A 1,148-nucleotide genomic window follows, 5' to 3' on the forward strand; every position below is an offset into this window, starting at 1 on the left:
CTTGTGACCCGCAGCGGCCAAATATCAGATGGAATATTCGACCATGTGCGGGGGGTGGGTCAGTGCTAAAAGATGACGAGCGGGTTCACGGGCGACCATGTCGTCCCGTGTATTCGCCATGGCGCAATTATAACGAAAAATTCCCAGCGCTGGCATTGGCGCTTTATGGATGACGTGTGGCTGCTGCTGTCCGCCGTTTTCTACGCTTGATGAGGCTAGGGAAGCAAAATGGGCGATGTGGATGAACACCTCGATCTGACGGAGATTAACGCCGTCCGCCGGTTGTTGACGTCAAAGCCACGATCGGTGGGCTGGGACGAACGCCGGGCACGGCTCGACGAGGTTGGTTCGGTGTGGCCGATTGCGGACGACATCCGATGCGAGGATGCGGTTTTCGATGGGCTCGAGGGAGAGTGGTCCCTAGCGCCTGAGAGTGACAGGGATAAGGTTCTGCTCTTTTTCCACGGTGGTGGCTACTGCTCCGGCTCTCTCAAAAGTCATCGTCGAATGGTGACTGAGGCAGGTCGAGCAACGGGAATGCGCACCCTCGCGGTCGACTATCGACGCGCACCGGAACATCCTTTCCCTGCGCAACATGAAGATGCACTCACCGCATGGCGCTTTCTGAGCCGGCAAGGGATCGCGCCGGATCGCATCGTGGTTGGCGGAGACAGTGCGGGCGGCAACCTCACCCTGTGCTTGGTCAGTATATTGTGCGCGGCAGGGGCGCGGTTGCCGCGATGTCTTTGGCTGGTTTCGCCATGGACGGACCTTTCGATGTCCGGCGCGACACTATCAACTAAGGACGCGATCGACCCTATCATCCACCGGGCGTATTTGGAGGAACTGGCAACCGCCTATGTTCCCCATGGCGTTGGTCGGAGCGATCCCCTGATCTCGCCGTTGTTCGCCGATCTGAGCGGATTTCCCCCAATGCTGATACAAGTCGGTTCGGCCGAGACGCTGCTGTCGGACGCAACTCGGCTCGCGGAAGCCGCTGGCGCGGCTGACGTCAAAGTACGTCTCGAAATTTGGCCGCATATGATTCACGCTTGGCCGGTTTGGAATGCGGGGTTGAGTGCCGGTTGGCGCGCTCTTCACAGCGCCGGCATGTTTGTCCGCGAATATTTATAACCCTTGGGTGAGGC

At 59.1% G+C, this 1,148-nt stretch carries 1 protein-coding gene; it reads left to right on the forward strand.

The window, feature by feature from the left end; all coding sequences use genetic code 11:
- The first annotated feature begins 228 nt into the window (after window positions 1-228).
- A complete protein-coding gene (locus NKJ94_RS37365; protein ID WP_352532782.1) occupies window positions 229-1,134 on the forward strand; it encodes an alpha/beta hydrolase in 906 nt (301 codons plus the stop codon).
- The last annotated feature ends 14 nt before the right edge of the window (window positions 1,135-1,148 follow it).

It is taken from the genome of Mesorhizobium sp. M0060 (assembly GCF_040323155.1).
GTDB lineage: Bacteria > Pseudomonadota > Alphaproteobacteria > Rhizobiales > Rhizobiaceae > Mesorhizobium.